The following is a 25,741-nucleotide window of genomic DNA, read 5'->3' as shown; positions in this document are numbered from 1 at the left end:
CTACAGAAAGAGACGTCATGGCGGGACGGCCACGGGAATTTGATCGCGAGGCGGCGCTGGAGGCCGCGATGCTGCTGTTCTGGCGCAAGGGCTATGCGGCAGCCTCGATGAACGATCTGTGCGAGGCCATGGGCGTGCGCTCGCCGAGCCTCTATGCGGCGTTCGAGAGCAAGGAGGCGCTATATCTCGCGGCCTTCGAGCATTACGTCGCGACCGAGGCGCCTCCGGTGTGGGACCGGCTTGGCGAAGGCGCTACTGCCCGTGAGGGCATCGCGAACCTGCTGACCGCGGCGGCCGAGATATTGCCGAAATCGCGGATCGCGCCGGCCGGCTGCATGGCCGTACTCGGCGCCGTCAGCGATGATTGGCCGGCGCCCATCGCCCGCGCAGTCAGGAAGGTTCGCCTCGAGATGCTCGGCAACCTGCGCGCCCGGATCGCGGCTGCGACGGCCAGCGGCGAACTCCCGGCCGCCACGGACACCGAGGCCCTGAGTCGGCTCTATCTCAGCGTCTATGAAGGGATGGCCATCCAGGCCAAGGACGGAGCTACGCAGGCGGAGTTGAGCGCTGTGGCGAAGGCGGCAATGGCCGCATGGCCGGGCGGTTGATCCGGTAGATCACGACGGCTTCGTCATGATGCATCGTGTACTTCTCGAACGAATAGTTTGATTTCTCGAGCACGCGCCGCGAGGCGCCATGCTCGACGAAGACGAGGCCGATGAGGGACGGCAATTTCAGCTGCGACAGCCCAATGTCGGTCAGCGCGGTCGCGATCTCGCTGGCAAATCCCTGGCCCCAGAGATCGCGTCTGAACGTGTAGGCAATCTCGATCTCGTCAATGTCGTCCACGAGAATATGCCGGAGTCCCGCTCGCCCGGCGAAGACGCCGTCCTTCGTGCGCAAGGCCCAGAGACCAAAACCGTGCTGCTCCCAATGAGCCATGTTGGTCGCAAGATAAGTCTTCGTCACCTCGGCCGAGCGCACGCCGCCGAGATAGCGGGAGACATCGGGATCGAGATGGAGTGCGACGAGGTCGGCGAGGTGGGTTTCGTTCAGCCTTTCGCCAGTCAGCCGCTTGGTGCTGAATTGATCCATGAAAGTGAATTGGAGGGCTGGAGTTTCGATGTTTCCATCGTGCGCTGGTTTCGCACGACGTCGGCGGGCGCCTTCTCGTCGTAGATTTCGCCGCCGCGCCGATAGGTGAATTCGACTGACCATCGCGTCCGACGCGGTCGCCATTCCGAGCTCGCTGAGAGAATGCGGGTGGGGCAAGGCCCCGTCAAGGGCGCGCGTGGCGCCTTGATCGTTGCCGGACGCGGGCGCATTTCGGTCCATGACCGAACTAGGCCATGCACTCATCAACACAGCGGCATGACAGGGAAGGCGATGTCCGCTATGCCCCAACAGCGGCCAAGTTAGTGGGGCAGTGCATGATGTCGCGATGGGCCAGGAACGGCCATTCGGTTTGAAGAGGGCAAAGGTTCGTCGGAGCGAGAAGGGCTGCTATCAGCAGCCAGTCCCAACGAGGTAGAAATGCTCCCCCAGCGGCGTGCCCCATGCGCCGCACATTCCAACCTCTGTATTCGCAACCCTCTCTTTCCACGCGGGCGATTGCTCCGACAAGGCTATTTCATCGCTCTCGTCGTAGGCAACACCGTGGCCAGTTCCAAATCCACCCCAGTTCCATATCGCGAACCGAGGTTCGCCAGCAGACGGAAGGTTCGCCACATCCACGAGATAGCTCCGGCGCATGACTTGGAAATGGAGCCTCTCCCCAGTGTCCATTGCGAGCGACCAAACGGTACCGGCATTAGCGATTGCGATAAGCGTGGCGAGTGGCAGTACTGACATCGAAATGGCTCGCCGCCAGTTATGGGCACGTGCTGAAACAATTGCTAGACCTGAGGCGAGTAGTGCTGAGCAGGCCCACACCAGGAGCAAGATGGGCGCGCCCAAGAAGACCAGACCAAACGGTCCGCTCCAAAGGATGATCAAAATAACCGGAAACTGTGGCCCACGCAGTCGGCCACAGTTTGACGTGATCCATATTGGCACTTGTCATTCCAACAGTTCCGCTCACACCAGGAGGCACCGTAGCACGCTGCGGCAGCTGCGTCCGTTCCGGGTCCGTTAACGGACCCATGCGCCGCAGCAAATAGCGCTCTCACTCGATCACCTCGTCGGCGCGGGCGAGAATAGCTGGCGGTACGGTAAGTTCGATTGCTTTTGCTGTTTTGGCGTTGATGATCAGTTCGACCTTGGTCGGCCCCTGCACCGGAAGGTCCGCGGGTTTTTCGCCTTTCAGGATACGATCGACGTAGGTCGCGGAACTGCGAAACAGGTCAGCCGTATCCGGCCCGTACGACATCAGGCCGCCGGCAGCCACCTGAACGCGATTCCAGTAGATCGCAGGCAATTTCCTGGTGTTGGCGAGATTTACGATCAGTGCGCGATGGACGTTCGAGAAAGTTGCGGCCGTGATGATTAATCCGCCGTCGCCTTCAGCAGCAAACGAACCAACTCCGCGCTCGATGTCTTCTGCGCCGTGGACGGCAATAGAAATCGGTTCAATTGACAGCGACTGCGCGGCCGTCTCGAATGACGCCTTGAATCCCCTGAAGTTGTGATTGACGGGATCGCCAAGCATCGCAACCCGTGTCAGGCGCGGCGACATCTCCTTGAGCAAGCCGAGCCACTTTCCTCCGATATCGTACTCAAAGGGCGTAAACCCGGTGATGTTACCCGATGGTCGCGCCAGGCTGGCGACCAGACCTCCGGCAACAGGGTCCGTGACGTTGATGAATACGACCGGCACTGTTGCGGTTGTTTCGCGCAGGGCCAGCGCCGGCTCCGTCCCGGTGGTCAGGATCAGCGCGGGAGAAGTGCTGACCAACTCCTTCGCCAGGGATCGGGCCCGGTCGATGCTGCCCCGCGCCCAGCGGTAATCGATCTCGATGTTTTGACCTTCAATCCAGCCGAGTTGCCGCAGTCCGGAGCTGAACGCTTCCAGATATTTCGTGACCTGCGGATCCCCCTCACTCGCTCCGAACAGAACGCCGATCCGTCGCATTGATCTGTCTGTCTGAGCTTTTGCGATGAGCGGCCATGCCGCCGCACCGCCTGCAAGGCCAATAAATTCACGCCGCCGCATTCCAGTCCCCGCGTTCATCAGTATGCGGCAGTGTAACCGACCAAACCCTGCACTTGGAAGACGCGAGGGCGTTGACGGAAACTTGTTGGGGGCCGCCGATGCCCGCAGACCAGATCTTGGCTTCCGTCAAACGCTTCTCCCACAAAGCTCAGCAGACTTTATGTGGCGAACTTGAGGTTCACGTGACTAGCGCCTGCGCCAATGCGATTGACGCCGCCATTGGCGTTGCCGCCGACATTGTGACGGACCGCCGCGCGCGCGACCGGCCGGGGCCGCAGCACGACGCCGGCCCTGGCGACGCAACCGACGGGATAGTCGACATACGTGCAATACACGATTGCGGCGGCCGGTGCCGGATTGAACGTGACGCCTGCAAGTCCGAGCAGGGCGCTGGCAGCAATTCCGGAAACGATCACGGACTTGATCGAAATACGCATGATGATCTCTCCCCTAGGCGTGTGCGACACGAAGACGACGAGCGTCGTTTCATCTCGGGCCAACGCAGCCTGTTGTCGGAAAGTTCGACCATGCTGACATAGGTCAACGTTAACAACGCGCTATGTCGGAACGAGCGCGTGAGTCGTCTGAAAGGCGAGATCAATAGCCGAGGGAACGCCTGGAGTCGGCCTGCAGCCCGTCTGACTTCGCCGCGTTGAGTGCAGCGGCAAGCTCATCGATATGATAGGGCTTCGCCAAAATCTGAACGCCCGCTAACGCCGCATCCTGGGCTGCTGCTTCCGAGTACCCGCTGGTCAGAAGGACAGGCATGTCGCTGCGTCGCCGTTTGATCTCGCGCGCCAGCTCGACCCCGTTCATGCCGCCCGGCATCATGACGTCCGAAAAGATCAGGTCGAGGGAGCGACCGTCAGCGAGCGCCCCGAGTGCTGCCGCCGCGCTCGCGGCACGCGTGACTTCGTAACCGAGCTGGTCGAGCATCTCACTTACAAGTGCCGCAACCTCGTCGTCGTCTTCCACCAGAAGGATGCGGCCATGGGCGCTCCTTCTCGGCCGCGCTCTGTCGAGATCGATGAGGTGTCTATCCTTGGCAGGCGTATTGAACGAACGCGGCAGATAGAGCTCGATGCTCGTGCCCCGGCCGAGGTCCGATCGAATGCGCACCGTGCCACGTGACTGCGTTGCGAACCCGTGCACCTGGGCGAGCCCAAGACCGGAGCCTTTTCCCACGTCCTTGGTCGTGAAGAACGGTTCGAAGACCCGCGAGAGAATCTCCGGAGCCATGCCGGTTCCGCTGTCGATGACGGAGAGCCTTACGAAATCGCCGGCGATCTGCTCGTCGTTGAGATCGGGCAGGTTTTCGCCGCGCACAACGATTGTACCGCCATTCGGCATCGCGTCGCGCGCATTGACGGCGAGGTTGAGAATGACCAGCTCGAGCTCGCCCGGATCGACTTCGACCGGCCACAGCGAATCCGGAAAATCGAACTCGACATGCACGTCGCCTCTCAGGCTGCGGTCTAGCAGTTCGCGCATGCCGCCGATCTGGTAGGCGACGTCGACGGCCTCGGGTCTGAGCTTCTGTCGCCGAGAGAAAGCGAGCAGCTGTTTGGTCAGGCCGGCGCCGCGCCGGGCGGCCTGCGCCATTCCATCCATCAGTCGGCGGCGGCGGGCCGGATCGGTCTGCCGGTCCAGCATGTCAAGGCCGCCGGAAATGACCATCAGCAGATTGTTGAAGTCGTGAGCAACGCCGCCGGTCAGCTGGCCGATGGCTTCGATCTTCTGGGCCTGGCGAAGAGTTTCCTCGACCCGGGCGCGCTCGTTCATTTCGAGGCGCAATTGCTCGTTGGCCTCCGCCAGCGCGTGCGTGCGGTCAACCACGAGCTTTTCAAGCTGCTGAGCCGTCTGTTCGCGTGCCGCGAGGAGCGCCCGGATCTCGTACTGGCGCTGTCGCGCGCGCAGCGCGGACTGAACGGCACTGGTCAGGGTCATCGGCTGCACCGGCCGTTCCAGCAGGGAAACGTTTCGCAGCATGGCAACGATCTTGCGGCGCCAGGCGACCACGGCCGGGTGTTCTCGATGGCTGGTGAGCACGACGAAGGGAAAATCCGACCATGGCGGCTGGCTTTCGATCCATTGCGCCAGCGGCGCGGTGTCCTGCCCGAACAGACCTTCTTCGGCGAGGAAGACGGCGCCTGCGCCGGCCGTCATCTCGTCGACGAGTTCGGTGAGGCTTTGGCAATTGATCGCCTGGAGGCTCGAATTGAGGAAAAGTTCGACGGACGCCTGTCCGTCGCGACCAATTGGAGCAAGCACGAGAACTTGATTATCGCGGCCGGCGTTCATCCTGCGGATCCTTCCGGCGTCTCAATGCCGGCATAGCGCAGACTACCCGAAACAATGCCGCTGAATTCCCTGACCGGCGGCCCGAGCTTGATGCCCGTGCTGCCCAACTGAAATTCCCGAATGGTATGCTCGTGAGGGCCGCTGCGTTTCTTGACGATCGACAAGGCCCGCCGCACCGTTCCGGCCAGCTCGAAGTAGCGCAGCATGATCACTGCGTCGCTCAAATAGCTGAGGTCGATTGGCGTCTCCATTGGACCCGCCAGCCCCTGTTGAGCGAGAACCAGAATGCTCAGCACGCCCTGCTGGCCCAGGTAGCTCAGGAGTTCATGCATCTGCAGGATGAGAAACCGCTCGTCCGGCATTGCGTTCAAATAGCCGTTGAGGCTGTCGATGATGACGACACGCGCCTTGTCGTGCTCGACGCTATTGCGCACATTGGCGGCGAACTCGCCTGGCGACATCTCAGCTGGATCGATCTGCTGAAACCGGATGTGTCCCGATTCGATGTATTTTTCGAGCGGCAGGCCGAGCGTTCTGGACCGGGCTTCAACCGTTCCGCGGCCTTCGTCGAACGCAAAGAATACGACGTGTTCGCCGCGTTGAGCGGCCGCTATCGCATAGGTCAGGGTGAGAGAGGATTTCCCGACACCGGCAGGACCCAGCAGGAGTGCGTTGGTGCCGCGCTCGAGCCCTCCGCCCAGCAGCTGATCGAATTCCGCATTGCCGCTCGGAGTAATATCGCTGCGGAACGGCGTGTGGTGTTCTGCCGCGATGAGGCGCGGGAATATGCGCAGGCCGCCGCTTTCGATTGTTAGATCATGAAAGCCGCCGCGAAACCGGATTCCGCGCATCTTGATCACGCGGAGCCGGCGCCGCTCCGCGCCATAAGCCAGGGCAAGCTGTTCGAGCATGACGACGCCATGCGCGATCGAATGCAGTTGCAGGTCGTCCTGCGCAGATGAGAGGTCGTCGAGCAGCACGACAGTGCAATTGCGGTTGGTGAAGAAATGCTTCAGGGCGAGAACCTGGCGCCGGTAGCGGAGCGGATTCTGGGCAAGCAGGCGCAGTTCAGACAGGCTGTCGAGCACCACGCGGGTCGCGTTAATTCGTTCCACCGCCTTGATGATCAGGCTGGTCGTTTCGCCCAATTCCATTTCAGCGGGATGGAATACCGTAAGTTCCCGCTCGGGATCGAGCGTCGTTTCCGGCGGGACCAGCTCGAAGATGTCGACATTGTCCAGCGACCAGCCGTGTCGCTGCGCGACCAGGGCCAGCTCGCGCTTGGTTTCAGATAGGGAGATGTAGAGCACGCGTTCGCCGCTGGCGGCGCCCTTGAGCAGGAACTGCAGCGCCAGGGTGGTTTTTCCGGTGCCGGGTCGTCCCTCGTAAAGATACATCCGATTGGCATCGAAGCCGCCGCCCAGAATATCATCTAGGCCTACGCTGCCGGTCGAAACTCTAGCTAGATCCTTGAGGTCGCTGGCTGGAACAGCCGGGGATGAACCAGTCATTAAATCCTCTTATCCAAAGCCCGCCATCGGCCTGAAGGGCTGGTCCATGGAAGGCCCGGATAGGAACTCTTAGACCGGGCTCGTGTTCCCGACGTTTGGCACTCTTGGTACGCCTAGACATGTGATGCTGATTTGAGTTGCTTCACGTTCAAAACTGAACACAACAGGTTTCTGAATGCTCTGATCGTTCCCTGATGCCATCGTGCCCGACAGATCAACCGATTTTTCCGAATGATTTGCCGGCGGCCGGCCTCGTGCCCGAGAGGTCAACCAGAGCGCATTCTGCGCACCGATGGATTCGGCAAAGCTCAGTTGCGGCGGTCGAGCGCGGCGAGCTGCTGCCCGTCCAGAAGCACGATATGACGCTGATCGTTGTGGTCGGCCGATCGACACTCTTTTTCTTTCGGCGACCGGCGCCTTGGGCGGACAAAAGTCTGCAACGAACAGGAGTGCGAGCAACGCCGCGCCAACCTTCCAGAAATACGCCAACAGCGGCATCTTGGGACGACCTTGCGCCATCCTTGAAAGCGGAAGCTGCACGGGTTTCAACCTGCCACTGCGCAACTTCCGATCATGAATTCGACCCGGCAATCACCAGCGCGACATGTCGCTAGGATGGCGGCCTGCAAGTGAGACCTAGCGCCCAGCACCAATACGATTGACGCCGCCATTGGCGTTGCCGCCGACATTGTGACGGACCGCCGCGCGCGCGACCGGCCGCGGCCGCAGCACGACGCCGGCCCTGGCGACGCAACCGACGGGATAGTCGACATACGTGCAATACACGATTGCGGCGGCCGGTGCCGGATTGAACGTGACGCCCGCAAGTCCGAGCAGGGCGCTGGCAGCAATTCCGGAAACGGTCATGGACTTGATCGAAATACGCATGATGATCTCTCCCCTTGGCGTGTGCGACACGAAGACGACGAGCGTCGTTTCACGTGCGCCGACCACAGCCTGTTGTCCCGGGGATCGATCACGTTGATGTAGATCAACCTCACGCCGGCCGTTGCGCCGGTTCGGAAGAGGTTGCGCGATGCGGCGCGATTTGCATTCGCGTGTGTCGCATCTGCCGACAATACTATCCTACTTCTGTTTTGCCCGACGGGTCAACGGATTTTCCGAATCCCGTCATCGGGGCGCGCATTCGCGCGACCCGTTGGCTCCTCCCGGGCTACGGACTCGCAGTCATGTAAGCCATTGATTTCACAACCCCTGTCTACTGTGCAGGGGGTTGTTTTCGCGACCTTGGTTTTGAGAGAGGCTATCCCGCGCCCAGCGCGACCGCGACATTGTAGGTCAACAAGCTCGCCGCATAGGCCAGCACCAGCATGTAGGCGAAGGTCGTCGCCATCCAGCCCCAGCTTCCGGTCTCGCGCCGGATGACGGCGAGCGTTGAAGCGCATTGCGGAGCGAAGATGTACCAGGCGAGCATCGACAGCGCGGTCGCCAGCGACCATTTCGTTGCCAGCACCTGGCCGATCTGCTCGGCCGCTTCCTTGCCACCCTCGATCGCATAGACCGTGCCGAGCGCTGCGACCGCGACCTCGCGCGCCGCCATGCCCGGGATCAGCGCGACCGCGATCTGCCAGTTGAAGCCGACGGGACGGAGCAGCGGCTCGATCGCCTTGCCGATGATGGCAGCTAGGCTGAAGTCGATCGCCGGCTCGGTCGAGCCCGCGGGCGGCTGCGGGAACGAGGCCAGGAACCAGATCAGCACCATCATCGAGAAGATCGTGGTGCCGGCGCGCTGCAGGAACATCTTTGCGCGGGTGAAGACGCCGATCGCGATCGATTTCAGCCTGGGCACCTTGTAGTCCGGCAACTCCAGCATGAACGGTGCCGGCGCGTAGTCGCGCAGCATGAAGAACTTGATCAGGAACGAGACGGCCAGCGCGCTGGCTATGCCGGTCGCATAGAGGCCGAACATCACCAGACCCTGCAGATTGATGAAGCCCCAGACATCCTTGGCCGGAATGAACGCCGAGATGATCAGCGTGTACACGGGAATGCGCGCCGAGCAGGTCATCAGCGGCGCGATCAGGATCGTGGTCAGCCGGTCGCGCTTGTTGTCGATCACGCGCGTCGCCATGATGCCGGGAATGGCGCAGGCAAAGCTCGACAGCAGCGGGATGAAGGCGCGGCCGTGCAGGCCTGCGCCGCCCATGATGCGGTCCATCAGGAACGCCGCGCGCGCCATGTAGCCGAAATCTTCCAGCAGCAGGATGAACAGGAAGATGATGATGATCTGCGGCAGGAACACGATGACGCTGCCGACGCCCGAGATCACGCCGTTCTGCAGGAAGCTCTGCAACAGGCCGGCGGGCAGGGTGGCGTGCACGAACTCGCCCAGCGCATCGAAGCCCGAGTTGAGCAGCTCCATCAGCGGCTGCGCCCAGGCGAACACCGCCTGGAACATCACGAACAGGATGGCCGCCAGGACGATCAGGCCGCCGACCGGATGAAGCACCACGGCATCGATCCGCGCGGTCAGCGTGTCGGGGCGACTTGGCAGGCTGACGCAGTCCGAGATGATGCGGTCGGCCTCGCGCTGGGTCGCGCGCAGCTCGGAGACGCTGAGCGCGCGCCAGCTGTTTTCCGCAGGCTCAGCGGCGAGCTTGGCCGAGATATCGTCGGTCAGTTTCAACAGATCGGCGGTGCCGCCCTTACGCACCGCGATCGAGGTGACCACGGGCACGCCGAGCTCCTTGGCGAGCCTGACGACGTCGACCGAGATGCCGCGGCGGCTCGCGATGTCGAACATGTTGAGGACGAGGATCATCGGCCGGCCGGTGCGCTTCAGCTCCAGCAGCAGGCGGATGGTCAGCCGCAGATTGGTGCTATCGGCCACGCACAGCACGAGGTCGGGCACGGTCTCGCCGGTGGCCTTGCCGAGCACGAAGTCGCGGGTGATCTCCTCGTCCGGGCTGCGGCCGCGCAGCGAATAAGTGCCGGGCAGGTCGACGACGGAGACCTGACGTCCCAAGGGGGTGACGAAGAAACCTTCCTTGCGCTCGACGGTGACGCCCGGATAGTTCGCGACCTTCTGCCGGCTGCCGGTCAGCGCATTGAACAGCGACGTCTTGCCGCTGTTTGGCGTGCCCACCAGGGCGAGATGCAGAAGGGGTAATTCCATGGAATCAAATTTCCGGCCGCGCTTCTAGGCGACGATGATGGCCATGGCCTCGCGGCGGCGGACCGCGATGGTGTTGTTGTCGACACGCACGGCGATCGGGTCGCGGCCGACCAGCCCCTCGTGCAGGACCTCGACCCGCGCGCCCTCGACGAAGCCGAGCTCGATCAGCCGGCTCTCGAGCTCGATGTCCGAGAGGGCTGAGCCCGCGTCCTTGGCGGAGAGGTGCTGGATGACGCCGGTATAGCCGCGCTGGGCCAGGCCCAGCGGCATCTCGCGGCGCGTATCATGGGTATCGGTCATGCCCTGTATTTTCAACGCAAGGCATTGAGGTCAAGCGCGCATGCCCGTGGAAACTGCACCTTAGAGGGATTTTAAAGTGCAGATCACGAAGCCGTGGGCAGAGCGCCCCAGTGATGATCCCTGGCGTTGATCCTTGGCGCTACTGCGCCGGGACCTTGTCCGGCTGGATGGCGGCCATGGCGCGGCTCTTGAAGTAGTCGAGCACGAACAGACGGATCGCCGAGGACAGATTGCCCTGCTGGCGGGCGCCGTCGATTTCGCCGACGAGCTCGGACAGCGTCATGTTGCGCAGGCCCGAGATCTCCTTCATGCCGTTCCAGAACGCCTCTTCCAGGCTGACGCTGGTCTTGTGGCCGGCGACCACGATCGAACGCTTCACGACCGGCGACTTCATGGCTGCTCCTCGCGATCGATCCGGTGCTGGTCCAGATGTGCCTGCGCCTGGTCCGCCTGTTTCTCCTCCACCGATCGCTTGGCCTTCGTGCGCCCGAACTTCGTTCGGTTGGCGTCCGCCTGCTTCGCCGAGGCTTCCCGCTCGGCGCGCTTCCTGAAACGATTCAGGTTGATGACGTTCCCCATGCCGCGTCTCCATCATCCTCTCCTCTTCGGGCCGGATGAAACTTCCAGAAACAGGGCGCCGCGTTGCGCCCCACAAGACTTGATCGTCATTCGCTCGTCCTCGTCAATCGGCCTCGAGGGCCATCAAACGATGAATTTCGCCCCGTCGAGGGCGGAGAGGCTCTGCGTAGCACGCGTCCCCGCCGCAACATTGACGGTAATCAAATCCTGTCCTCTAAACCTTATATTTATGAGCCTTTGGGGCTCCGTATCATTACGGATGACTATCGGAATTCGGAATTTATCCGGGCCGGGTCATCTTCTCCGGCTGCACCAGGCGGTCGAATTCGTCGGCCGAAACGAAGCCGAGCCGCAGCGCCTCCTCCTTCAGCGTTGTGCCATTGGCATGTGCGGTCTTGGCCACCTTGGCGGCGTTGTCGTAGCCAATCTTCGGTGCGAGCGCGGTCACCAGCATCAGCGAACGCTCCATCAGCTCCTGGATGTGCTTCTGGTCGGCGCGGATGCCGCTGACGCAATGCTCGGTGAATGAACGCGCGGCGTCCGCCACCAGGCGGATCGAGTGCAGCATGTTGTAGGCGAGCACGGGCTTGTAGACGTTGAGCTCGAAATGGCCCTGGCTGCCGGCGACCGTGATCGCTGTGTGATTGCCGAACACCTGGCAGCACACCATGGTCATCGCCTCGCACTGCGTCGGATTGACCTTGCCCGGCATGATCGACGAGCCCGGCTCGTTCTCCGGCAGGATCAGTTCGCCGAGGCCTGAGCGTGGGCCAGATCCGAGCAGGCGGATATCGTTGGCGATCTTGAACAGGCCTGTTGCGACAGAATTGATGGCGCCGTGCGCCAGCACATAGGCGTCGTTCGACGCCAGCGCCTCGAATTTGTTGGCGGCGCTGGTGAAGGGCAGCTTCGTAATCCCGGCAACGTGCTTTGCGAACAGTTTTGCGAAGCGCGGCTTGGAGTTGAGGCCGGTGCCGACGGCGGTGCCGCCCTGCGCCAGCGGATAGAGATCCTTCACTGCGACCTTGAGCCGCGCGATGCCGCTCTCGACCTGCGCGGCATAGCCTGAAAATTCCTGGCCGAGCGTCAGCGGCGTCGCATCCTGGGTGTGGGTGCGGCCGATCTTCACGATTTTCGCGAACTCGTTCTCCTTCTTGCGCAGCGCGCGATGCAGCTCGCCGAGCGCGGGGACGAGATCGGCATTGACGCGGCTTGCGGCCGCGATGTGCATTGCGGTCGGGAAGGAGTCGTTCGACGACTGACTCATGTTGACGTGGTCGTTGGGATGCACCGGCTTCTTGGCGCCGAGTTCGCCGCCCAGGAGCTCATTGGCGCGGTTGGCGATGACCTCGTTGAGGTTCATGTTGCTCTGGGTGCCCGAGCCGGTCTGCCACACCACAAGCGGGAAGTGGTCGTCGAGCTTGCCCTCAATCACCTCGTGCGCGGCGCGGATGATCGCGCCGGCTCTGCGCTTGTCGAGCAAGCCGAGCTCGAGGTTGGACTGTGCGGCCGCGAGCTTGACGATGCCGAGCGCGTGCACGAGCGAAATCGGCATGCGGTCGATGCCGATCCGGAAATTCTGCCGCGAGCGTTCGGTCTGCGCTCCCCAATAGCGGTCGGCGGGGACCTCGATGGGACCGAAGCTGTCGGTCTCGATGCGGGTGGCGGGGCGGGCGGTCTTCGTAGCTTTGGCCATGAGCACATCCATTCTGCCGCGCGAAACACCGCACGGCCCGTTCATGTGCTCTTCTATATAGGGAGTTGGGCCGGGCGCGACCGTCTCGCGCCCAACCTGGATCATTTCTTGCGGAAACGATCGAGCCGAACGACTTCGGCGCCGCCCTGGTTCGGCGGGGGCGGTTCTTCCGCAGTCTCTGCAGGCTCCGCGGCCGGTGCGGGCACCGCGACGGCTGAAGGGGCCGGGGTCGCAGGCAGCGTCTCGCCTGCCACCTCGGCGACGTCGGACGTATCGAACTGGAGGCCGAATTTCACCGACGGATCGAGGAAGCTCTTGATGGCGCTGAACGGCACGATCAGCCGCTCGGGGATGCCGCCAAAGGATAGGCCGACTTCGAAGCGGTCCTCAAGCACGGTCAGGTCCCAGAACTGGTGCTGGAGGATGATCGTCATCTCTTCCGGATATTGGGCGAGCAGCCGGCTCGACAGCTTCACGCCCTCGGCCTTCGACACGAAGGTGATGAAGAAATGATGCTCACCCGGCAGGCCATGGGCCGCGGCATCGGTCAGCACCTTGCGCAGCACGCCGCGCAGCGCGTCCCGTGCCAGCACATCGTATCGGATATGATCGGTCGCCATGGTGGTCCTGTTGCATTCCTGGAGCCGGACCCTGCCGGCCCGACTCGCCAAGCCGCAATAGTACCGCGCCTGACGGGTCAGCAGGAGTCCCCGCCGGAAAGGAAATCAAAGGTAAGTGGAGGCTTCTGTTGCCAGGTGCCTCCGAACCCCGCCTAACGGAGCTTAACCCGTTAGGACTTTAAGATGGTCTTTCAAACTGCGTTACGCAGCCTGAGCAACCGGAGCAAAGTTGTCGTTGGCAACTATTGCAGTAGCCCGATAACGGCGGAACAATACCGGGAAAAAGTACGCCCTTTACGCCCTCGTCGATCCTATTTCGCCCCCGCCGAAGCTCACTTGCCAGTGGGCCAAGCCCGCCGAACGATGAGCTTTGGTGGAGGCGCCGGGTACCGCCCCCGGGTCCGAATGGTTTATTGCGACGACCGTTTATTTCCATAGCCGGCGAACCGGCACCCCCAATATAGGGGGCAAAGGTTTAGAAAGACAGGGGTTTGGCGCGGTTCCCTTTGGATAGGGGCTCGATAGTCTTGGCCGGGCAAGGGCCTTCGTTCTAAGCTTCTGACATGTCCCCGGATTCAGCACCGGCCGCCCAAGAGCCGGATATCCCCGCCGTCCACGCCCCTCCGCCCGGCCTGCTTGCGCTGTTCCTGGCTTTCGCCCGGATGTCGCTGGCTGGCTTCGGCGGCGTCCTGGTGTTTGCCCGGCATGCCATCGTCGACCAGCACCGCTGGATGACCGCGGAGGAGTTCAACTTGCGCTCTGCCATTTCCTGCCCGGGCCCAACATCGTCAACCTGTCAATGGTGTTCGGCGCGCAGCTGCGCGGCATCGCCGGCGGTGTTGCCGCCTTCACCGGGCTGTTGCTGCCGCCGACGCTGATCATGACCGTGCTCGCGATCATCTATGCCCGGTTCGGCGATGTGGAGGTGCTGCGTCGTAGTCTCGCGGGCATCTCCTGCGCCGCAGTCGGCCTGTTGATTGCCGTCGTCTTCAGGATGATGACGCCGCTGCTCAAGCGGATGGATGTCGTCGTGCTGATCCTGATGCTCGGCGTGTTCACAGCCATTGGGGTGTTTCGCTGGCCGTTGCAGGCGGTTCTGCTGGTCGCGATCCCGCTCAGTATCGCAGTCACCTATGTGATGCGACGGAAAGTAGCAGCATGAGCAGCGAGAATCCGATCTGGGCGCTGATCTCCACCTTTGGTCTAATGTCGTTGTTCGCCGTCGGCGGCGCTGCCGCCGCGGTGCCCGAGATGCACCGCATCGCTGTTGAGGTGCATCACTGGATGACCGACAAGCAGTTCGCGGATGCTTATGCGATCGCGCAGCTCTCGCCGGGTCCGAACGTGCTCATTGTCACGCTGATCGGCTATGCGGTCGCGGGCATTCCCGGCGCGCTGGCCGCAACGCTGGCGATGTGCCTGCCGACGGCGCTGCTTGCCTACTATGTCAGCCGGCTCGTGAATCGGCCGAGCGAGTCGCTTTGGCCCGGCCTGATCCAGGCTGCACTGGTTCCGCTGTCGATCGGATTGATGGCGGCGAGTGCCTTGATCCTCGCACAATCGACCGATCGCAGCATTGCTGCGCTGCTTCTGACCGCGACAGTTGCATTGATCGCCGCCGTCTCGCGCGTCAATCCACTATGGCTTCTGCTCGCAGGCGGCCTGTTGGGTTTTGCTGGCATTGTGTGATGAAAATGGCTACGCAATGATCCGGGGCGGGGATCGATTTCCAGCCGATTAGAACAACAGTGCTCGTGACTTACGGGTCGCGGAGGAGACATGCATGGCCGATACAATGGGCCACTCGGCAACAGCCACCAGGAACACGTCGGTGGCGCTCGGCTTCTGCCTGCTGGCGCTCGCGCCTCAGATTTTCGAAATGATCTGGTCGATCGGGACGATTTTTGGCTGGGGCGCCGGACGCGGTCCGGCCACCGTCCTGATCAGCCACACGACGGCGCTGGCGGCCGGCGCGCCTGCTGCGCTACTCGGCGCGATCGGCGGTGAGACCAAGAAGGCGTCATCGGACGTTTTGCTGGCGCTGATTTATTCCTATCCGCTATTTGCCGTGGCGATCGTCACGCTGTTCATGACGATCAAGTCGGGACAGGACTATATCGGCGGCGTCATCCTGATGGCGCTTGCGCTGTTCGCGCTTTGGGCCTCGAGCGATCTGCAGGGCATGCGCGGCTTCTCCTTCGGTGCGGGCACCGCGCCGCGGATGTTCGGCGGACTGCTGGTGGCCTTGTCTGCCGCGATCGCCCTGACGGGCCTTTTGAACGAGGGACCGGCGCTCGCACATTATTCATGGCGCGGGCCGCTGTTCGTGATGTGCTCGATCGTGTTCTTCGCCCTGGCGATCCGGCCGCTGGGCCTCGTGGTCTCGGCATTCGTGAGCTTCATGATTGCAGCGCTGGGGTCGCATGAGACGCGCTGGGTGGAGGCAGCCATCGTCGGCGCCTGCCTGACGCTCGGATGCGCTCTGCTCTTCCCCTACGTGCTCGGTTTGCCGATGCCGATGTTCCCACGTTTCCTGGCTCAGTGAGGCTGTCATGGAGCTTTTTGCCAACCTCGCTCACGGTTTCGTCGTCGCCTTTTCTCCGATCAACCTTCTGATGTGTCTGATCGGCGCGCTCGTCGGCACGCTGGTCGGCGTGCTGCCGGGTATCGGCACCATCGCGACCGTCGCGATGCTTTTGCCGATCACTTTCGGACTGCCGCCGGTCGGCGCGCTGATCATGCTCGCCGGCATCTATTATGGCGCCCAGTATGGCGGCTCGACCACCTCGATCCTCGTCAACATTCCAGGTGAAGCGACATCGGTCGTGACAGCTATCGACGGCCACGCCATGGCCAAGCAGGGCCGTGCCGGCCCGGCGCTGGCGATCGCCGCGATCGGCTCGTTCTTCGCCGGCTGTGTCGCGACTGTTTTGATCGCCGTCCTCGGTGCGCCGCTGACGAAGCTCGCGCTCGCATTCGGTCCGGCGGAATACTTCTCGCTGATGGTGCTCGGCCTGATCTTCGCGGTCGTGCTGGCGAAGGGCTCGGTGCTGAAGGCGATCGCGATGATCGTGTTCGGCCTGCTGCTGTCGATGGTCGGCTCTGATATCGAGACCGGCGCCTCGCGCATGGCGTTCAACGTCCCGGAGCTCGCCGACGGCCTCGGCTTCGCAACGGTGGCGATGGGCGTGTTCGGCTTTGCCGAGATCATCCGCAATCTCGACGCCGGCGCCGAGATGAACCGCGATCTCGTGCAGCAGAAGATCACCGGCCTGATGCCGACCAGGAAGGACCTGATCGACTCCACGCCCGCAATCCTGCGCGGCACCGCGCTCGGCTCGATCCTCGGCATCCTGCCCGGCGGCGGCGCGGTGATCGCCTCGTTTGCGGCCTATACGCTCGAGAAGAAGCTCGCCAGGAATCCGTCGCGGTTCGGCCGCGGTGCGATCGAGGGCGTGGCGGCGCCGGAAAGCGCCAACAACGCCGCCGCGCAGACCTCGTTCATCCCGCTGCTCACCCTCGGCATTCCGCCGAACGCGGTGATGGCGCTGATGGTCGGCGCGATGACCATCCACGGCATCGTGCCGGGTCCGCAGGTGATGCAGAAACAGCCTGATCTTGTCTGGGGCATGATCGCCTCGATGTGGATCGGCAATCTCATGCTGATCATCATCAACCTGCCGTTGGTCGGCATCTGGGTCCGGCTGCTGCGCGTGCCGTACCGGCTGATGTTCCCATCGATCGTGATCTTTTGTGCGATCGGCATCTACTCGGTGAACAATGCACCCGTCGATGTCATCCTCGCGGGCGTGTTCGGTCTCGTCGGCTATTGGCTGATCAAGCACGATTTCGAGCCGGCGCCGCTGCTGCTCGGCATGGTGCTCGGGCCGCTGATGGAGGAGAACCTGCGCCGTGCGCTCTTGATCTCGCGCGGCGACTGGAGCGTGTTCCTGACGCGTCCGCTCTCGGCCGTATTGCTCGCGATCGCGGCCTTCTTGCTGGTGCTCACGCTGCTGCCCATGCTGCGTGCCAAGCGCGACGAGGTGTTCACCGAATCCGAGAACTGAGCGGCGCGTAGCTGCGTCGGCCCGCAGCGGCGTCCCGCGTCCTGCGGAACGGACGCCAGAGCGACTTAGCGAGCAGTTTCAATCCGATAGAGGAGGGGCGGGACACAAATTCCGCCCCTTGTCGTTTGCGGCGGGAACGCTCACCTTTTCCTTGTATAATCTGTGGGCGCAGCGAATCGCCGCTGTCGCAGCGCCGGGGGCGCCGTTAAGTTCGCCGCCTCCCCAAAGGCTCTATCGCATATGCACCAGTATCAGGACCTGCTCGAGCGGATTCTTTCAGACGGCGCCGAGAAGACCGACCGGACCGGCACCGGCACGCTGTCGGTGTTCGGCCATCAGATGCGCTTCAATCTGTCCGCCGGTTTCCCGATGCTGACCACCAAGCGGCTGCCGCTGAAGGCGATCGTGCATGAGCTGCTGTGGTTCCTGAATGGCGACACCAACATCAAATATCTGCGCGACAACGGCGTCACCATCTGGGACGAGTGGGCTGATGCCAATGGCGATCTCGGTCCGGTCTATGGCCATCAGTGGCGCTCCTGGCCGGCGCCGGACGGACGCAGCATCGACCAGATCGCCAACGTCGTCGACATGATCAAGCGCAATCCGGACTCGCGCCGCCTGATCGTCTCGGCCTGGAATCCGGCCGAGGTCGACAAGATGGCGCTGCCGCCGTGCCACTGCCTGTTCCAGTTCTATGTCGCCAACGGAAAGCTGTCGTGCCAGCTCTACCAGCGTTCGGCCGACGTGTTTCTCGGCGTGCCCTTCAACATCGCATCGTATGCGCTGCTCACCATGATGGTGGCGCAGGTCACCGGCCTGAAGCCGGGCGACTTCGTGCATTCGTTCGGCGATACCCATCTCTATTCCAACCATCTGGAGCAGGCGCGGCTGCAGCTCACGCGCGCGCCGCGCGCACTGCCGGTGATGCGGATCAATCCTGAAGTGAAGGACATCTTCTCCTTCCGCTACGAGGATTTCGAGCTCGTCGGCTATGATCCGCATCCGCACATCAAGGCGGAGGTCGCGGTCTAGAGCCGATGGTGTTGAACATCCGCCGCGCGCGTCCTGGCGAAGCCGGGCTGGTTCTTGATTTCGTCCGTGAGCTTGCCGAGTACGAGAAACTCTCGCACGAGGTCGAAGCGACCGAGGTCGACATTGCGGACGCCTTGTTTGGACAAGATCCCCGGCTGTTTTGCGCGATTGTCGAGTGGAACGGAGAGTCCGTCGGTTTTGCCGTGTGGTTCCTGAATTTCTCGACCTTCAGCGGCCGTTACGGCCTTTATCTCGAAGATCTCTACGTGCGGCCGTCGCATCGCGGCAAAGGTCTCGGCAAGGCGCTGCTGGTCTATCTGGCCAAGGAATGCGTCGATAATGGCTGGTCGCGCCTGCAATGGGCTGTGCTCGACTGGAATGCGCCGTCGATCGCGTTCTACAAATCGCTCGGCGCCGTGATGCTGGATGACTGGACGCTGTGCCGCGTTTCGGGTCCCGCGTTGACACGACTTGCGGGGAGCGCGACCTGATGGAGATCGTGTTCGTCGTCGCGATTGCGGAGAACGGCGTCATCGGCGCCGGCAACGCGATGCCTTGGCGGCTGAAATCCGACCTGGCACGCTTCAAGGCGCTGACCATCGGCAAGCCCGTGATCATGGGCCGCAAGACCTTTGAATCCTTGCCGGGGCGCCGACCGCTCTCGAACCGTACCAACATCGTCGTCACACGCGACGCGGCCTATCGCGCCGCCGGCGCCGTCGTCGCGACATCGTTTGCGGATGCGGAGGCGGTCGCGCTGGGTGACGCCTTGCGGCGTTCAGCCGCTGAAATCGCGGTGATCGGCGGCGCCGAAATCTTCCGGCAATGGCTCGATCGCGCCGACCGCCTCGAGATCACGGAAGTGCATGCGCGGCCCGATGGCGACACGCATTTCACCATCGACAAGGCGCAATGGGACGAGGTGGCGCGCGTCCGTCATCCGGCCGGACCCGAGGACAGCACCGACTTCTCCTATGTGACATATCGTCGGCGGCCGTCCCATTAACTGCATTCGCCAATGTTTACATTGACTTTTCCGTCCCCGAGCATAGCTCGTGGGTCGGTCACGCCTGCGTTGTAAGGGCCCTTTCGGTCCCCTATAAAGCCGGACCGGACAATGCGGGCCGGCTTAAGTTCTAGTCCCGGTCTGCCGAGGAGAGCGTCGAATGCCGTGGAAGAATCAGGGCGGTGGCCCATGGGGCTCGGGTCCGAAGGGACCATGGGGCACAGGCCCGCAGCCGGTCGGGCCGAGGCCGCCGGATCTGGAAGACCTGCTGCGGCGTGGCCAGGACCGGCTCCAGCAGATCATGCCGGGCGGCTACTTCTCCGGCATCGGCATCACGCTGATCCTGCTCATCATCATCGCACTCTGGCTGCTGTCGGGCTTTTTCCGCGTGCAGTCCGAAGAGCAGGGCGTCGTGCTGCGCTTCGGCAAGCATGTGCGCACCGTGGATCCCGGCCTGAACTATCATCTGCCCTATCCGATCGAGACCGTGCTGCTGCCGAAGGCGCTGCGCGTGTCCACCATTTCCATCGGCATGACGCTGATCGACGATCCGGCCCGGCGCGGCCGCTCGATCCGTGACGTGCCGGAAGAGAGCCTGATGCTGACCGGCGACGAGAACATCGTCGATGTCGACTTCACCGTGCTGTGGCGCATCAAGCCCAACGGTGTCGGCAACTTCCTGTTCAACATCCAGAACCCCGAGGGCACCGTGAAGGCGGTGGCCGAAAGCGCGATGCGCGAGGTGATCGGCCGCTCCGACATCCAGCCGATCCTGACCGGCGCGCGGACGCAGACCGAGAGCACCGTGCAGGATCTGATGCAGAAGACGCTCGACGGCTATGGCGCCGGCATCCAGATCACCCAGGTGCAGATGCAGAAGGTCGATCCGCCGGCGCAGGTCATCGATGCGTTCCGTGACGTGCAGGCGGCGCGCGCCAATCTCGAGCAGCTGTCGAACGAAGCACAGACCTATGCCAACAAGGTCGTGCCGGAAGCGCGCGGCAACGCGGCCAAGATTCTGCAGGCCGCCGAGGGCTACAAGGAGCAAGCGGTCGCCGAGGCCAAGGGCCAGAGCGCGCGCTTCCTGAAAGTGTACGAGGAATACAAGAAGGCGCCCGACGTGACCCGTGAACGGATCTATCTGGAGACGATGGAGCGCGTGCTCGGCGGCTCGGACAAGCTCATCTACGACGGAGGCCCTTCGGGCCAGGGCGTCGTGCCCTATTTGCCGCTCAATGAATTGTCAGCCAAGCGGCCGACGACGACAGGCCAGCAGCCGAGCGGAGGCACAAGATGAGGTCTCCTGTAACAGGTATTGTCGCGCTGCTCGCGGCGCTTCTGGTCGTGATCGTTGCTTACATGTCGTTGTTCACGGTGCAGCAGACCGAGCAGACCATCGTGCTGCAATTCGGTGCGCCGGTGGACGTCGTCACTGACCCCGGGCTTCACTTCAAGACGCCCTGGAACTCCGTGATCAACATCGACAAGCGGATCCTCGATCTCGAGAACCCCTCGCAGGAGGTCATTGCCTCCGACCAGAAGCGGCTCGTGGTCGACGCCTTTGCGCGCTACCGCATCAAGGACGCGCTGCGCTTCTATCAGAGCGTCGGTTCGATCCAGGCCGCCAACCTCCAGCTCACCTCGCTCCTGAACGCGGCGCTGCGCCGCGTGCTGGGCGAAGTCACGTTCATCACCGTGGTGCGTGATGAACGCGAAAAGCTGATGGGGCGCATCCGCGAGCAGCTCGATCACGAGGCCGGCGGTTACGGCATCGAGGTCGTCGACGTCCGCATTCGCCGCGCCGATCTGCCGGAGCAGAATAGCCAGGCTGTCTACGACCGGATGAAGTCCGAACGCCAGCGCGAGGCGGCTGAGTTCCGCGCGCAGGGCGCCCAGAAGGCGCAGGAAATTCGCTCCAAGGCCGACCGCGATGTGACTGTCATCATTGCCGACGCAAACTCCCAGGCCGAGCAGACGCGCGGCATTGGTGATGCCGAGCGCAACCGCCTGTTTGCCGAGGCCTATGGCAAGGATGCTGACTTCTTCGCCTTCTACCGGTCAATGACGGCCTACGAGGCCGGGTTGAAGCCGAATGACACCCGCTTCCTGCTGCGGCCGGACTCGGATTTCTTCCGGTATTTTGGTAACCCGTCCGGCAAGATGGCGACAGAGACGCCAGCGAAACCGTGAGCTAGACAAGGGCGGCAGGTTTGGCCGCCCTTCGTCCAGACAATAACAGCACAACGGGAGGTTCCTATCCGATGAGGTCCATTGCGTTCGCCGACTTCCTCATCGGCTTGGGCATCTTGTTCGTGCTGGAAGGCCTGATGTTCGCGGCGAGTCCGGCCTGGATGCGCAAGGCCATGAAGAGCGCCATCGCCACGCCGGACAATATCCTGCGGGCGGTCGGGATCGGCTCGGCCGTCGCCGGCCTGATCCTGATCTGGGTCATGCGACGTCCCATCTAGGCGCCGTACCAACGCCAAAGTGAAGGCGGGAAGCAGGTTTTCGCCGTATTATTGGGCTGTTGAGGCCCGTTAAGCTCCGTGCTTGCGCCGCGCCCCCGTTCAAGCGCAGTCTTGAGCCCGAATCCTTTTCTCTGGAGATCACAATGACCGCTGCCACCATTGTCCCGACCCGCTTGCGCCATAACGCGCGAATTGGGCTGGCCGCGCTCGCGCTCGGTGCTTTCGGCGTGTTCGGCTCGCCGGCGCAGGCGCGCGGACCGGAGGGCATCGCCGACGTCGCCGAAAAGGTGATCGACGCGGTCGTCAACATCTCGACCTCGCAGACGGTCGAGGCCAAGGGCGGCAGCAACACCATGCCGCAATTGCCGCCCGGCTCGCCTTTCGAGGAATTCTTCGACGACTTCTTCAAGAACCGCAAAGGGCCCGGTGGTGGTAGCAAGGGCGGCGACAACGGGCCGCCGCGCAAGGCCAACTCGCTCGGTTCAGGTTTCATCATCGACACATCAGGCGTCGTGGTCACCAACAACCACGTCATCGCCGATGCCGACGAAATCAACGTCATTCTCAACGACGGCACCAAGACCAAGGCCGAGCTCGTCGGCGTCGACAAGAAGACCGACCTCGCCGTGCTGAAGTTCAAGCCGCCGAAGCCGCTGGTCGCGGTGAAGTTCGGCGACTCCGACAAGCTGCGTCTCGGTGACTGGGTGGTCGCGATCGGCAACCCGTTCAGCCTCGGCGGCACCGTGACAGCGGGCATCGTCTCGGCCAAGAACCGCGACATTTCCTCAGGCCCCTATGACAGCTACATCCAGACCGACGCCGCTATCAATCGCGGCAATTCCGGTGGTCCGCTGTTCAACCTCGAAGGCGACGTCATCGGCGTCAACACTCTGATCATCTCGCCCTCCGGCGGCTCGATCGGCATCGGCTTCGCCGTGCCATCGAAGACGGTCGCGGGCGTGGTCGATCAGCTTCGCCAGTTCGGCGAGTTGCGTCGCGGCTGGCTGGGCGTGCGCATTCAGAGCGTCACCGACGAGATCGCCGAGAGCCTCAGCATCAAGCCGGCGCGCGGTGCGCTGGTGGCCGGCATCGACGACAAGGGCCCGGCCAAGCCGGCCGGCATCGAGCCGGGCGACGTCGTCGTCAAGTTCGACGGCAAGGATGTCAAGGACCCGAAGGACCTGTCCCGCATCGTCGCCGACACGGCGGTCGGCAAGGAGGTCGACGTCGTGATCATCCGCAAGGGCGAGGAGCAGACCAAGAAGGTCACGCTCGGCCGCCTGCAGGATCCCGACAAGGTGCAAGCCGCGGTGAAAACCGACGAGCCGGCGCCGGAGAAGCCGGTGACGCAGAAGGCTCTCGGCCTCGATCTCGCCGTGCTGAACAAGGATCTGCGCGCGCGCTACAAGATCAAGGACAGCGTCAAGGGCGTGGTCGTCACCAATGTCGACGCCAATTCGGATGCTGCCGAGAAGCGGCTCTCCGCCGGCGACGTCATCGTCGAGGTCGCGCAGGAAGCGGTCGCGAGCGGCGACGAGATCCAGAAGCGGATCGACCAGCTCAAGAAGGACGGCAAGAAGTCCGTGCTGCTGCTGGTGTCGAACGGCGACGGCGAATTGCGCTTCGTGGCGCTGAGCGTGCAGTAAGGGACGTTTGCTTTAACGTCTCGTCATGGCCGGGCTTGACCCGGCCATCCACGTCTTCGCCGCGTAGATAGATCCGAGCGTGGATGCCCGGGACAAGCCCGGGCACGACGTCGGGGCTAGTATTTAGCTCTCGACGAACTCCTCCCGCCGATACCCCTGCGCGTACAGCAACGCAGTGAGATCGCCGTGGTCGATCCGCGCGGCCGCGGCAGCCGCCACCGCCGGCTTGGCGTGATACGCCACACCGAGCCCCGCCGCCTGGATCATCGCGAGATCATTGGCGCCGTCGCCGACGACGACCGAGTCGATATCGTCGAGATCGAACGACTCCATCAGATCCACCAGCGTCGCAAGCTTGGCGGCGCGACCCAAAATCGGCTCCTTGACTTCGCCGGTGAACTTGCCTTCGCGCACCACGAGCTCGTTGGCGCGGTTCTCCTGGAATCCGATTTTTGCGGCGATCGCGCTCGTGAACAGTGTGAAGCCGCCGGAGACGAGGCAGGTGTAGGCGCCGTGGGCGCGCATGGTCGCCACCAGTTCGCGGCCGCCCGGGGTCAGCGTGATGCGCTTGGCCAGAACTTCGTCGACAACGCCGGCGGGGAGGTCCTTCAGCAGCGCGACACGCTCGCGCAGCGCCGGCTCGAACTCGATCTCCCCTCGCATCGCGCGTTCGGTGATCGCGGCCACGTGGGCCTTCATCCCGACGAGATCGGCGAGTTCGTCGATGCATTCCTGGCCGATCATGGTGGAATCCATGTCGGCGAGAAAAAGCTTCTTGCGCCTGACACCAACAGGCTGCACGACGATATCGATGGGCAGGTCGCCGCGAAGCTCGCGGAGCCGCTGTTCGATGGCGTGACGGTCGCCTTCGAGGTTACTGTCGGCGCCGAAGGGAATGTCGACCGCAACCCCGTCGAACAGCCAGTGCGCAGGCGCCGCCTTGGGCAACACGGCGCGGGCGCCGTCGACGATGGTCGAGTCGAGCGCGGGATTATTGGGGTTGCAGATCAGCGTGGCGACGAGAGACATTTGAGGTTTTCGTGAGCGAGAGGCATCCGATCAAGGCCGTGCTTATCGCAGGCCCGACCGCCAGCGGCAAGTCGGCGCTGGCACTCGAGCTTGCCCTGAGTGCAGGCGGGACCGTCATCAATGCCGATTCCATGCAGGTCTATCGCGACCTCCGCATCATTACCGCGCGTCCCACGCAGGATGAAGAAGCGCGCGTTCCGCATCGTCTCTATGGCCATGTCGACGCAGCCGTCAATTTCTCGGCCGGCGCCTGGGTGATGGATGCCGCGAAGGTGCTCGAAGAGACACGGGCCGAGGGGCGTTTGCCGATCTTCATCGGCGGCACTGGCCTGTATTTCAAGGCGCTGACGGCAGGTCTCTCGGTCGTGCCGCCGATCCCGGCTGAGGTGCGCGAGGATGTACGCGCGCGGCTGGAGCGGAACGGCGTCGAAGCTTTGCACGCGGAACTCGCGCGCCGCGATCCGCGTGCGGCCGAGCGATTGAACCTGCGCGACCGCACGCGCATCGCGCGCGCGCTCGAGGTGGTCGAGGCGACCGGCCGTTCGCTGCTCGACTGGCACCATGAGGGCCAGCCGCCCCTGTTGCCCAAGGACAGTTTTCGCGCCGTGTTTCTGGCCCCCGAGCGCAACGATCTCTATGCCCGCATCGATGCCCGTTTCGACGCCATGATGGGCAGCGGCGCCCTCATCGAGGTCGAGCGGCTTGCCGCCCGAAACCTCGATCCGCTGCTGCCGGCGATGAAGGCCCACGGTGTGCCCGCCTTGATCCGGCATCTGCGGGGTGAGCTTAGCCTCGAGGAAGCCGCCACGATCGGCCGGGCCGATACCCGTCATTATGCCAAGCGGCAATTCACCTGGTTCCGTCACCAATTGCCGGAGTTCGAGTGGGTTAAGCTGGAGGAGGCGAGGGGATGGCTCGCGGCCGTCGCCGAAGCGGCCCGGAATCCCGGTTGACGTGCTTTTGTGCGCGGGTTCCCGCATTTACCTCTCGCCGAACCCTGGGAACACGGTTACACTGCCAAAATCACGCGGAAGCGGCTGCTTTGCCTTGACATCGAGGCTTTGGTCGCTATGTTTCGCGCAACCTTTGGGAAGCCGAGCGCCTGCCATGCGTAATATTATTACCAAACTTCTTATCGCCGTCGTACCCAGGCACACCGCCGGGGGTGGCTAGCTGCCATCCACATGACAGGCGGT

The 25,741-nt window shown here is 63.1% G+C and carries 25 protein-coding genes, 1 other RNA gene and 1 pseudogene; 13 read left to right on the top strand and 14 right to left on the bottom strand.

Going from position 1 to position 25,741, the window contains the following annotated elements; all coding sequences use genetic code 11:
- The first annotated feature begins 17 nt into the window (after window positions 1-17).
- Window positions 18-608: a TetR/AcrR family transcriptional regulator gene (locus tag M2427_RS15845; RefSeq protein ID WP_280707324.1), complete on the top strand. Its 591-nt coding sequence runs from the start codon at window positions 18-20 to the stop codon at window positions 606-608.
- Here M2427_RS15845 and M2427_RS15840 read toward each other — a convergent pair.
- The 13 genes from M2427_RS15840 to ssrA all read right to left on the bottom strand — a co-directional run bounded on the left by M2427_RS15840 (window position 547) and on the right by ssrA (window position 13,784).
- Window positions 547-1,095, bottom strand: coding sequence for a GNAT family N-acetyltransferase (locus M2427_RS15840; protein ID WP_280707323.1), 549 nt, complete (start codon window positions 1,093-1,095; stop codon window positions 547-549). The two genes, M2427_RS15845 and M2427_RS15840, sit on opposite strands and share 62 nt — an antisense overlap.
- A 1,069-nt stretch (window positions 1,096-2,164) precedes the next feature.
- Window positions 2,165-3,151 (bottom strand): ABC transporter substrate-binding protein, encoded by a 987-nt coding sequence (locus M2427_RS15835; protein WP_280707322.1) that lies wholly within the window; start codon window positions 3,149-3,151, stop codon window positions 2,165-2,167.
- 158 nt (window positions 3,152-3,309) lie between these two features.
- Window positions 3,310-3,588, bottom strand: coding sequence for a hypothetical protein (locus M2427_RS15830; RefSeq protein WP_280707321.1), 279 nt, complete (start codon window positions 3,586-3,588; stop codon window positions 3,310-3,312).
- 160 nt (window positions 3,589-3,748) lie between these two features.
- Entirely contained in the window at window positions 3,749-5,452 is a 1,704-nt protein-coding gene (locus M2427_RS15825) for a response regulator (protein WP_280707320.1), read from the bottom strand.
- Window positions 5,449-6,963 (bottom strand): ATPase domain-containing protein, encoded by a 1,515-nt coding sequence (locus tag M2427_RS15820; protein ID WP_280707318.1) that lies wholly within the window; start codon window positions 6,961-6,963, stop codon window positions 5,449-5,451. Before M2427_RS15820 ends, M2427_RS15825 begins: the two co-directional genes overlap by 4 nt.
- Window positions 6,964-7,599: 636 nt before the next feature.
- Window positions 7,600-7,851: a hypothetical protein gene (locus M2427_RS15815; protein WP_280707317.1), complete on the bottom strand. Its 252-nt coding sequence runs from the start codon at window positions 7,849-7,851 to the stop codon at window positions 7,600-7,602.
- Between the two features lie 376 nt (window positions 7,852-8,227).
- Window positions 8,228-10,099, bottom strand: a complete 1,872-nt coding sequence (locus M2427_RS15810; protein WP_280707316.1) for a ferrous iron transporter B — start codon at window positions 10,097-10,099, stop codon at window positions 8,228-8,230.
- 24 nt (window positions 10,100-10,123) lie between these two features.
- The gene (locus tag M2427_RS15805) at window positions 10,124-10,399 is read right to left on the bottom strand and encodes a FeoA family protein (RefSeq protein ID WP_280707315.1); all 276 of its coding nucleotides are present in this window, start codon (window positions 10,397-10,399) and stop codon (window positions 10,124-10,126) included.
- A 139-nt stretch (window positions 10,400-10,538) separates the two neighbouring features.
- Window positions 10,539-10,793: a ribbon-helix-helix domain-containing protein gene (locus M2427_RS15800; RefSeq protein WP_008134463.1), complete on the bottom strand. Its 255-nt coding sequence runs from the start codon at window positions 10,791-10,793 to the stop codon at window positions 10,539-10,541.
- Entirely contained in the window at window positions 10,790-10,978 is a 189-nt protein-coding gene (locus M2427_RS15795; RefSeq protein WP_280707314.1) for a DUF4169 family protein, read from the bottom strand. The genes M2427_RS15800 and M2427_RS15795 overlap by 4 nt, the downstream gene beginning before the upstream one ends.
- Before the next feature lie 280 nt (window positions 10,979-11,258).
- Entirely contained in the window at window positions 11,259-12,686 is a 1,428-nt protein-coding gene (fumC, locus tag M2427_RS15790; RefSeq protein WP_280707313.1) for a class II fumarate hydratase, read from the bottom strand.
- Window positions 12,687-12,775: 89 nt separating this feature from the next.
- Window positions 12,776-13,294: a ClpXP protease specificity-enhancing factor SspB gene (locus M2427_RS15785; RefSeq protein ID WP_280707312.1), complete on the bottom strand. Its 519-nt coding sequence runs from the start codon at window positions 13,292-13,294 to the stop codon at window positions 12,776-12,778.
- 114 nt (window positions 13,295-13,408) lie between these two features.
- Window positions 13,409-13,784: a transfer-messenger RNA gene (ssrA, locus tag M2427_RS15780) on the bottom strand.
- 73 nt (window positions 13,785-13,857) lie between these two features.
- Between ssrA and M2427_RS15775 the strand changes: the two are divergent.
- The 11 genes and pseudogenes from M2427_RS15775 to M2427_RS15725 all read left to right on the top strand — a co-directional run bounded on the left by M2427_RS15775 (window position 13,858) and on the right by M2427_RS15725 (window position 23,516).
- Window positions 13,858-14,456: pseudogene (locus M2427_RS15775) on the top strand (chromate transporter).
- Window positions 14,453-14,983 (top strand): chromate transporter, encoded by a 531-nt coding sequence (locus M2427_RS15770; RefSeq protein ID WP_280707311.1) that lies wholly within the window; start codon window positions 14,453-14,455, stop codon window positions 14,981-14,983. The pseudogene M2427_RS15775 and the gene M2427_RS15770 overlap by 4 nt, the downstream one beginning before the upstream one ends.
- Window positions 14,984-15,077: 94 nt before the next feature.
- Window positions 15,078-15,839, top strand: coding sequence for a tripartite tricarboxylate transporter TctB family protein (locus tag M2427_RS15765; RefSeq protein ID WP_280707310.1), 762 nt, complete (start codon window positions 15,078-15,080; stop codon window positions 15,837-15,839).
- 7 nt (window positions 15,840-15,846) lie between these two features.
- Window positions 15,847-17,361, top strand: coding sequence for a tripartite tricarboxylate transporter permease (locus M2427_RS15760; protein ID WP_280707309.1), 1,515 nt, complete (start codon window positions 15,847-15,849; stop codon window positions 17,359-17,361).
- A gap of 240 nt (window positions 17,362-17,601) precedes the next feature.
- Window positions 17,602-18,396: a thymidylate synthase gene (locus M2427_RS15755; RefSeq protein WP_280707307.1), complete on the top strand. Its 795-nt coding sequence runs from the start codon at window positions 17,602-17,604 to the stop codon at window positions 18,394-18,396.
- Window positions 18,397-18,401: 5 nt separating this feature from the next.
- Window positions 18,402-18,887 carry a GNAT family N-acetyltransferase gene (locus tag M2427_RS15750; RefSeq protein ID WP_280707306.1) on the top strand — a complete coding sequence of 162 codons (486 nt, stop codon included), beginning with the start codon at window positions 18,402-18,404 and terminating at the stop codon, window positions 18,885-18,887.
- The gene (locus M2427_RS15745) at window positions 18,887-19,402 is read left to right on the top strand and encodes a dihydrofolate reductase (RefSeq protein WP_280707305.1); all 516 of its coding nucleotides are present in this window, start codon (window positions 18,887-18,889) and stop codon (window positions 19,400-19,402) included. Before M2427_RS15750 ends, M2427_RS15745 begins: the two co-directional genes overlap by 1 nt.
- 160 nt (window positions 19,403-19,562) lie before the next feature.
- Window positions 19,563-20,699 (top strand): FtsH protease activity modulator HflK, encoded by a 1,137-nt coding sequence (hflK, locus tag M2427_RS15740; protein ID WP_280707304.1) that lies wholly within the window; start codon window positions 19,563-19,565, stop codon window positions 20,697-20,699.
- A complete protein-coding gene (locus M2427_RS15735) occupies window positions 20,696-21,592 on the top strand; it encodes a protease modulator HflC (RefSeq protein ID WP_280707303.1) in 897 nt (298 codons plus the stop codon). Before hflK ends, M2427_RS15735 begins: the two co-directional genes overlap by 4 nt.
- 71 nt (window positions 21,593-21,663) lie before the next feature.
- Entirely contained in the window at window positions 21,664-21,870 is a 207-nt protein-coding gene (locus tag M2427_RS15730) for a DUF2065 domain-containing protein (protein ID WP_188100998.1), read from the top strand.
- A 143-nt stretch (window positions 21,871-22,013) separates the two neighbouring features.
- On the top strand, window positions 22,014-23,516 hold the full coding sequence (locus tag M2427_RS15725) for a Do family serine endopeptidase (protein ID WP_280707301.1): 1,503 nt from the start codon (window positions 22,014-22,016) through the stop codon (window positions 23,514-23,516).
- Window positions 23,517-23,639: 123 nt separating this feature from the next.
- Here M2427_RS15725 and serB read toward each other — a convergent pair whose 3' ends face one another.
- The gene (gene serB, locus M2427_RS15720) at window positions 23,640-24,545 is read right to left on the bottom strand and encodes a phosphoserine phosphatase SerB (protein WP_280707300.1); all 906 of its coding nucleotides are present in this window, start codon (window positions 24,543-24,545) and stop codon (window positions 23,640-23,642) included.
- Between the two features lie 11 nt (window positions 24,546-24,556).
- On the opposite strand from serB, the gene miaA reads away from it, so the two are divergent.
- Window positions 24,557-25,498, top strand: a complete 942-nt coding sequence (gene miaA, locus M2427_RS15715; protein ID WP_280707298.1) for a tRNA (adenosine(37)-N6)-dimethylallyltransferase MiaA — start codon at window positions 24,557-24,559, stop codon at window positions 25,496-25,498.
- The last annotated feature ends 243 nt before the right edge of the window (window positions 25,499-25,741 follow it).

This window comes from Bradyrhizobium sp. BR13661 (assembly GCF_029892425.1).
Lineage (GTDB): Bacteria > Pseudomonadota > Alphaproteobacteria > Rhizobiales > Xanthobacteraceae > Bradyrhizobium.
This window is presented reverse-complemented; position numbering and strand designations above follow the sequence as displayed.